Consider the following 7714-nt stretch of genomic DNA (forward strand, 5'->3'; position numbering starts at 1 on the left):
CTGCGCCCGCCTCGCGAGCCATCCGCGCATCCGCCATGTGACCTTCACCGGTTCGATTCCCACCGGACGAGCCGTAGCGAGGGGTGCGGCGGCCTCGCTCGCCCGACTCACCCTGGAACTGGGCGGAAACGACGCCGCCATCCTGTTGGACGACGTGGATGTGGAGCAGATCGCGGACCGCCTGTTCTGGGCCGCGTTCCGCAACTGCGGGCAGGTCTGCATGGCGGTCAAACGCGTGTACGCGCCGGCGCGCCTGTACTCCCGCGTGGTCGAGGCCCTCGCGCAGCGCGCGAAGGCCGCGGTCGTGGGGGCCGGGCTCGATCCCGCCACGCAACTGGGGCCGGTCAACAACCTTCCCCAACTGGCCCGGGTCGAGCGCTTTACCGCCCGCGCCCTGGCAGACGGCGCCCGAGCCGCGGCGGGCGGTCGCCGACTCGACCGACCGGGCTACTTCTTCGCCCCCACGATCCTCGCCGATGTCCCACATCACAGTCCGGTGGTGACGGAAGAGCAATTCGGGCCGCTCCTGCCGGTGTTGCCGTACGAAAGCATCGACGAAGCCGTCAGGGCCGCCAACGACACCGGTTTCGGCTTGGGCGGTTCGGTGTGGGGAACCGACGTCGACCGGGCCGAGGCGGTGGCCGATCGGCTGGAATGCGGGACGGCGTGGATCAATCATCACGCCGAACTGTCGCTCGCCCAGCCCTTCGCGGGCATCAAGGACAGCGGCGTCGGCATCGCGGGCGGGCCGTGGGGACTGTACGGCAACCTCGGTCCGTTCGTCCTGCACCGCCCGGAGGAGACACGCCCATGAGGTTCGGCGCGGCGGTACTGCGCTCGTACGAGAGCCCTTTCACCGTCGAAGAGGTGGTTCTCGGGAGGGGGCCGGCCGACGGCGAGGTCCTGGTCGAGATCGCGGGCTGCGGGATGTGTCGGACCGATCTCGCGGTCCGGCGTTCGGCGGGCCGCTCGCCGCTGCCGGCGGTGCTCGGCCACGAGGGAGCCGGAGTCGTGGTGGAGACGGGTGGCCCGAACACCGGCCTGAGCGTGGGCGATCACGTCGTGCTGAGCTTCGATTCGTGCGGACACTGCCCAAGCTGTGTGGGCGCGGCACCCGCCTACTGTGACTCCTTCGCTTCGCTCAATCTCTTCGGGGGGCGCGGGGAGGACACGGCGCGGTTCACCGACGCGGCCGGGCTCGAACTGGCCCCCCGGTGGTTCGGCCAGTCCTCGTTCGCCGAGTATGCGGTGGTATCCGCCCGCAACGCCGTTCGGGTCGACCCCGCCCTGCCCATCGCGCTGCTCGGGCCGCTCGGTTGCGGCTTTCTCACCGGCGCGGGAGCGGTCTTGAACTCGTTCGCCGTCGGCCCCGGCGACACGCTCGTGGTCTTGGGCGCGGGGGCGGTGGGTCTGGCCGCGGTGATGGCGGCCGACGCTGCGGGAGCGGTCACCGTGGCCGTCGACCGATACCCCGAACGGCTGGCCCTGGCCGAGCGGTTCCACGCGATCCCGCTGGACGCCGCATCGGCCGATCTGCCCGACCGGATCCGGCGATCGACCGACGGTGGCGCGCGGTACGCGTTGGACACCACGGGCTCCGGTCCGCTGATCAACGACGCGCTGCGGGCTCTTCGTCCGACCGGGCATCTGGGCCTGGTGGCACGGCTGCACACCACGCTGGGGCTCGAACCCGGAGCCCTGGACCGGGGTCGAACGATCTCCCACCTGTGCGAGGGTGACGCGGTGCCGCGCCTGCTGATTCCGCGATTGATCAAACTGTGGCGGGCCGGGCGGTTCCCCTTCGACCAGTTGATCCGTACGTATCCGCTCGCCGACATCAACGAGGCCGAACGCGACTGTCAGGAAGGGCGCGTGGTCAAACCCGTCCTGGTGCCGAAGGGGCGGAGCCGTTGAAGGGAGCCGTTGAAGGGAGCCGTTGAACGGAGCCTTCGACGCGGCGCCACTCGGGCGACCGCCCCGCGATCCGTGCTGCGACCCGGGCCGCCATCCGTCCCGCGACCCGGGCCGCGACCCCGGGCCGCCCGGCGGCGGCGCTACGGTCGCGGTTTGTCGGCGAACACCCACCGGTTGCCCGCCAGCGCGTCGTTCGACTCGGGCAGCGGTCCTCGTCCGTGCCAACGGGTGAAGTCGAACGGAGTGTGGACCGAGGTGGACCATCCCTTGCCCGCCAGTTCACCCGCGGAGTCGGGCCTCGGCTCTCGGGAGAACAGGTCGAGCAGGTCGATGCCGATCTGGTTTCGGGTCGAGGTGTAGATCGGGCTGTCGCGGTAGTCCAGCAGATTCCTTTCGAGTTTGGCCTCGAACGCCAGGGCGCTTCCCCGCGCACTCAGCCGGTCCACCGTGTCGATGAGGGACGTTTCGGCGATGCTGGGCAGGTAGAACAGCAGCCCTTCGGCCAGCCAGACGCTCGGCGCCGCGGCGTCGAAGCCGGCGTCGGTCAGCGCTGCGACCCAGTCGGCGCGCAAATCGATCGGGACGCATACGCGCGCCGCCTTCGGGACGGCCGACAGCCCGTCGAGCACGTCGTGCTTGAACGCCAGCACGCCTTCCCTGTCCATCTCGAAGATCACGCAGCCGGCAGGCCAGTCGAGTCGGAACGCCCGCGAGTCCAACCCCGCCCCGAGCAGGACCACTTGGCGGGCGCCCGCGTGCACCGAGCGGAGCAGGAAGTCGTCGAGAACCCTCGTCCGCAGACCGAAATACCGCGCGAATCGCCCCCAGAGCGGGTTCGCGTCCCCGTCCGGAACCTGTTGTATGCGGACCGGCCACCCCGCCGCCGCCGGCGCCGCGAGCACGAAGTGCTCCGCGTAGACGTCGCGGGCCAGACTGTCGCGGCGATGAGTCTCGATCGCCCGGGCCGCGGCGACCATGAGAGCCGTCAGGCCGACGCCCCCTTCCACGCCTGCCACTTCGGTGTTCCGATCCGCTGTGCCGACCATGTGTTCTCCTAGGGCGAGTCGAGACCACGAACAGCGAGGAACACGGATGGATCCGCAGCAGTAGGCGGGCACGAGCCGGTTCCGCCCGACACGGTTCGATCTTTCGGTACAGACCGTTCGGGCTGCGGGGTCGCTGTTCGGGGCAGCTGTTCTGGGCCGCCACCAGAGGACCGTGCGGCCTCATCACTATCCGGCCGAGGTCGCCCACCCTGCGGAGGAATCGACGAAATTGCGCCGAACGAGGGAATCTCGCCCAAAGCGGCCCCCAGGCGGCGTAAGACATGCGGCCCAGGACATGCGGTCCGAGACATGCGGTCCGAGACATGCGGCCCGACTATGCCTACCTCATCTCGATCCGGAGCCCGAACCGGAGAGGCCACCGGGCTGCGCCGGCCCGGCCCCGCCACGAAGGGCGGGACCGGGTCCGTTCGCTCAGCGCACGTACAGGTGGTACCTGCCGTCGTGCGACTCGTACTGGCACTTCCAGGTCTGGGCGGAGTTCTGCCCGTCGGCCCGGCAGGCCGCGTCGGTCTTGTAGCTCCCCACATGGATCCAGGGCGCGGCCACCGACGCGGCGGCCGATACCGGAATCGCCTGGGCGGCGGTGGTGGCACCGCCGAGCAGCACCGCGGCTCCCATCGCGGCGGCGACGAGTCGGGTTCGAGTACGCATGATTTCCCCTTCACAGTCGAAGCGTTCGGTCGGAGTCAGCCTGACCGGGGAGCCGGGACAAGGGAACGGGTTCGGCTGTACGGGACATGTCCCGGACGCGTCCGAACCCGTCCCGTACGCCGCGCCGTCGCCGACCTCGGCCTCACCGCCGGGATCGCCTGGTAGGCGCGCCCCGAGGCCACGGCCTCCTCGAAATCACGGTCTCTCTCGAAAGCACCCCGCGCGCGTCACCCTCCCGTCACCGCGGCGCGGCGACCGCGAGTACGCCCCGAACAGCCTTTCCGTTCGGCCAAGTCCATCCGGCGACGACGTGTCCGAACGGCCCTTGCGTGTCCTCGACCGGCCGCAGGACGCGGTTGACCCGGACGTCGAGCCCGTCGAGGGGACCGGCCGCGTGCACGACGACGGTCGGGTCGGGGGTGTCGCTGTCGTGCTGGTGCTGCGGGACGGCCTCGCCGCGCAGGAGAGCGCGCAACCGGCCCGTCACCACCGGGTCTCGGCCGCCGTCGTAGATCCACCGGGTACCGAGCACGCCGTGCTCGGAGGTGCCGATCAGCGCCTCGGCGGGGGCGCCCTCCAGCGGCGCGCCGCGGTAGGCCATCGGCACCAGATACGCCACCGGATCCTGCCCGCCGACGTCCACCACGATCGTGAACTCGATCCCGACCTCGCCCTGCGGATCGTCCAGTCGAAACCCTCCGCCCCTGACCAGGGTCGGCGTTGGCGCGTCGCCCACGTACCAACTCTGTTTCGGCAACCAGCCGGTGAGCAGTTCCACCTTGGTGGGCGTCATGGTGGTGTGGTGGATCGAGGCCATGCGAACTCCCTCACACTCGGGTCCCGGCCCGTCCGTCGACGGGAGGTGATCGAGCCTATGGGAATCCCGTCAGGCGAGGGACAGTACGGGGGTGTCGGCGCCCAGGAGGGCGCGCAGGGCCGGGATGTGGTGCCGGTCCAGGCCCAGGGCCCGGGCGGCGAACGGGTAGGTGACGTGGGTGGCCTCCGGTGCCCGGGCGCGGATGGCGGTGAGTGCCGTCGCGGCGGTGGAGGGCGGTTCGGTCGGGTGGGCGGTGGCGGCCACGTGACCCGCGGCGGGCCGGCGTCGACGCTCCAGTTCGTGGATGCCGGTCAACCGCGCGGCCAGGTCGGCCGCTTCGTCCAGGGTCTGTGGGCGGGCATCCAGCAGTCGGCGGGCCACTGTGTTGTGGGCGAGGGCCCGGTCCAGGTCGAGGTGGTAGACGCGGGCGGAGGCGTCGGTGATCGGGATGCGCCGTTGCACCGTGCACGCGGTGCCGCGTACCCCGTGGACGGCGGCGGCGAAAAGCGCGGACGCCTCCGAGGGGTACCAGGCCAGTGCCCCGGCGGCGGTGGCGGCGTCCCGCACGGTCGGCGTGAGGTGGCGCGCGTCGCCGAGCCGGTCCATGAGCACCCGCTGCGGGATCTCGCAGTCCGTTCCCGGGCCGGCGATGTACACCGTGGTGTCGACGCCGGCCAGCGCGCAGGCGGCCAGGGCCAGTGCGTCCGCCAGGGGGCTGCTCAGGGTTTCCTCGTCGCCGTGGGCGAGGATGTCGCCGCCGACGTCGACCAGCCGGACGTGCCCGGCGCCGGTGGCGTCGGTGATCCGGCGGATCTGTGCGGCCATGGCCCGCAGTCCGCCGCAGGGGTCGAGGAGCAGCAACCGGGCGGGGAGATCGGCGGCGAGGCGGGGCAGGGTGGATCCGGCGGGTGGTAACGGCAGGGTGGCCGGGGTCAACGGGAGCGCGTCGCCGTAGCGCGGGTCCGCCGACGTGGGGCCGGTGAAGTCGCCCGCGCCCAGCGGTCCCGACGTGGGGTCGACGTCCGGGCGGTCCCACGCGTAGGTCGCGATCAGGGGCCGGCCGGCCGCGCCCGCACGCGGGGCGAGGGCCGACGCGGTGATCGTGGTACCGACCGGGTCCCCACCGCCGCCGGCGGCGATGTAGAGGTCCCGGGCCTCGGGCGGGTCGGCGGCGGTGCGGTCCCTCACGTGGTCCCCTGCGACGTCGCGATACCGGTGATCCGTACCGGAGTTCCCATGTTCTGCCGGGCGCGCGCGTTGGCGTGGTGCAGGCCTTCGTAGTACTCGCGGTCCAGTTTCTTGACGTGGTCGGAGTAGAACATCCAGGAGAGGATGTCGCGGTACTTGAAGCCCTTGGGGGTGAGTTGGATGCGCCGCGCTCCGACCCGGTGCACCAGCCGGTTCGACTCGGCGGCGTCGAGCACCGCGTCGACCTCGTCCGCGATGGCGTCGAGTCCGAAGCGGTCCAGTTCGGCGAGGTCGAGGTCGAAGGTGTCCAGCACGAGCCGCTTGCGGACGATCTCCTCCGGTGTGAGGACGAATCCGGTGGTGGGCGTCAGGCGGTGCTCGCGCGCCTTGGTGATGTAGTCGCCGACTTCGGCCAGGGACGGTTTGACGCTGCCGGTCATGTAGTCGAGCACGGACGTGTAGGAGCGGGCGCCGACGCCCAGTCCGAGCAGGGGCACACCGTGGAAGGTGAGCACCTTCTGTGCGTAGCCGCCCCGGCCGGGCTTCTTGTAGCGGACGGAACCCTCCTGGACGTAGCCGTGGTCGGTGAACACCTGCCGTGCGTACTCGTAGCGCTCGTACAGCTCGGGCTTCCACATGTACTGGTAGGACCCGGTCCGGGAGAACCAGGCGTCGGGGCGGACGGTGAGGAAGTAGGTGGAGACGGTGGTCGGCGCGAGCCGCGCCAGTTCGTCGACCGAGCGGCGCCAGGTCTGCGGTGTCTGGCCCGCGAATCCCATGATCAGGTCGGTGGAGAGGTCGGGTAGTCCGCGCTCTTGGACGATGGCGATGGCCTGGCGGATGACGTCCTCGCTCGCCTGGCCCCGGCCGGCTTCGCGGATCTCCTTGGGCACCAGCGACTGGATGCCGATGTTGGCGCGGGTCAGCCCCAGGTCCAGCAGCCGGCCGAAGCCGTCGGGGTCGGCGACGATCGAGTCGGGGGTGGCCTCCAGGGCCACTTCCTCCACCGTGGAGCGCCAGTTGGGGTAGATCTCGCCGAGGGTTCGAAAGATCTGCTCGAAGTGGCGGGTCGACAACAGCGCCGGGGTACCGCCGCCGATGTAGACGGTACGCAGCCGGCGCGCCCGGATGACCTCGGCGTGGTCGCGGAGCTGGGTACACAGGGCGTCCGTGTAGGCGTCGTAGAGGTCCCGGTCGGTGGAGATCACCGTGTAGAGGTTGCAGAAGCCGCACTTGTAGCGGCAGAACGGCACGTGCAGATACAGGTTGAGTTCGGGCACCTGGTAGGAGTCGAGGTCCTTGGCCCAGATGTCGCGGGCGTTCCAAGCGCCTTCGTCCAGCGGGCGGTAGGTGGAGCGCGGCGGGTAGGAGTACTGGTAGGGCGGGATCACGCCCTGGTCGATGAACTCGGCGAGCTCGCGGTGCAGGTGGTTCATGATCGATCCCCCGTCAGGGCCGTGCCGGCGCGATAACCTTGCGCAGGCATTCGAGCATGCAACATTTTGTTGATGCCATGGGTGATCCGCACCAACTCCCCTGGCCGTCAAGGCTGTTCATTCGGAGCTTCGACCAATGACCCCGTCTCGACCGGCAGTTGTTTTCGGAGAACAGCCCGATGGACGGCGTGTGCGCGCTCGGCTGTAGTTGGGTCTCGTGAACATCAGCGAAGTGCCTTGTACCGGCGTGCTGGTCGTGGAGCCGATGGGCAACGCCGGGCCGTTCCTCGTGCGGGCCGCCGCCCGGCTGGGGCTCTCCCTGTACGCCGCGACGCACCGGACGGTCCACGCCACCTATCCGCCCGAACTGGCCCGGGCATCGGCCGGGGTCTGCTTCACCGACCTGGCCGATGCCGAGCGCGCCGTGGACGACATGGAGGCGTTCTGCCGCCGGCACCACATCGGCGCGGTCGCGGCGAACTGGGAACTGCTCACGCCCTTGGCCGCGCGACTGGCGGCGCGGCTCGGCGTACCGGGCAACGATCCGTTGCTTGCCCGGGCGGCGCGCAACAAGGTCGAGATGGCCGAGGCGTTTCGCGCCGCCGGGGTTCCGGCGCCGCGCGGGCCGGTGTGTCGGTGCG

General features: G+C 70.7%; 7 protein-coding genes and 1 pseudogene. 3 read left to right on the forward strand and 5 right to left on the reverse strand.

All coding sequences use genetic code 11. The features are described from left to right. Together GT354_RS16410 and GT354_RS16415 are read left to right on the forward strand one after the other, a co-directional pair. Nucleotides 1–814: aldehyde dehydrogenase family protein (locus GT354_RS16410; protein WP_161357052.1), on the forward strand; the 814-nt coding region annotated here is incomplete at its 5' end. Beyond that, the gene (locus tag GT354_RS16415; RefSeq protein WP_161357053.1) at nt 811–1914 is read left to right on the forward strand and encodes an NAD(P)-dependent alcohol dehydrogenase; all 1104 of its coding nucleotides are present in this window, start codon (nt 811–813) and stop codon (nt 1912–1914) included. The genes GT354_RS16410 and GT354_RS16415, both read left to right, overlap by 4 nt. Nucleotides 1915–2054: 140 nt before the next feature. Here the strand turns inward: GT354_RS16415 and GT354_RS16420 are convergent, their stop codons facing one another. The 5 genes from GT354_RS16420 to GT354_RS16440 form a co-directional block, all read right to left on the reverse strand. Further along, the gene (locus GT354_RS16420; protein ID WP_161357054.1) at nt 2055–2960 is read right to left on the reverse strand and encodes a class I SAM-dependent methyltransferase; all 906 of its coding nucleotides are present in this window, start codon (nt 2958–2960) and stop codon (nt 2055–2057) included. A gap of 432 nt (nt 2961–3392) precedes the next feature. Beyond that, nucleotides 3393–3632: a hypothetical protein gene (locus tag GT354_RS16425; RefSeq protein WP_161357055.1), complete on the reverse strand. Its 240-nt coding sequence runs from the start codon at nt 3630–3632 to the stop codon at nt 3393–3395. A gap of 238 nt (nt 3633–3870) precedes the next feature. Next, nucleotides 3871–4449 (reverse strand): 1,4-alpha-glucan branching protein, encoded by a 579-nt coding sequence (locus GT354_RS16430; protein ID WP_161357056.1) that lies wholly within the window; start codon nt 4447–4449, stop codon nt 3871–3873. A 69-nt stretch (nt 4450–4518) separates the two neighbouring features. Beyond that, nucleotides 4519–5637, reverse strand: a complete 1119-nt coding sequence (locus GT354_RS16435) for a DUF1152 domain-containing protein (RefSeq protein WP_161357057.1) — start codon at nt 5635–5637, stop codon at nt 4519–4521. Continuing rightward, complete coding sequence (locus GT354_RS16440; protein ID WP_161357058.1) at nt 5634–7073, reverse strand: radical SAM protein; 1440 nt, start codon at nt 7071–7073, stop codon at nt 5634–5636. The genes GT354_RS16435 and GT354_RS16440 overlap by 4 nt, the downstream gene beginning before the upstream one ends. A 217-nt stretch (nt 7074–7290) precedes the next feature. Here GT354_RS16440 and GT354_RS16445 point away from each other — a divergent pair. Continuing rightward, nucleotides 7291–7714 (forward strand): annotated as a pseudogene (locus GT354_RS16445) (hypothetical protein); the annotation flags it as partial.

Source organism: Streptomyces sp. SID3343 (assembly GCF_009865215.1).
In the GTDB taxonomy this organism is placed as follows: Bacteria; Actinomycetota; Actinomycetes; order Streptomycetales; family Streptomycetaceae; genus Embleya.

Coding starts and splice junctions, on each gene's coding strand:
- GT354_RS16415 (WP_161357053.1), top strand. CDS start 811: ATGAGGTTCGGCGCGGCGGTACTGCGCTCGTACGAGAGCCCTTTCACC.
- GT354_RS16420 (WP_161357054.1), bottom strand. CDS start 2,960: ATGGTCGGCACAGCGGATCGGAACACCGAAGTGGCAGGCGTGGAAGGG.
- GT354_RS16425 (WP_161357055.1), bottom strand. CDS start 3,632: ATGCGTACTCGAACCCGACTCGTCGCCGCCGCGATGGGAGCCGCGGTG.
- GT354_RS16430 (WP_161357056.1), bottom strand. CDS start 4,449: ATGGCCTCGATCCACCACACCACCATGACGCCCACCAAGGTGGAACTG.
- GT354_RS16440 (WP_161357058.1), bottom strand. CDS start 7,073: ATGAACCACCTGCACCGCGAGCTCGCCGAGTTCATCGACCAGGGCGTG.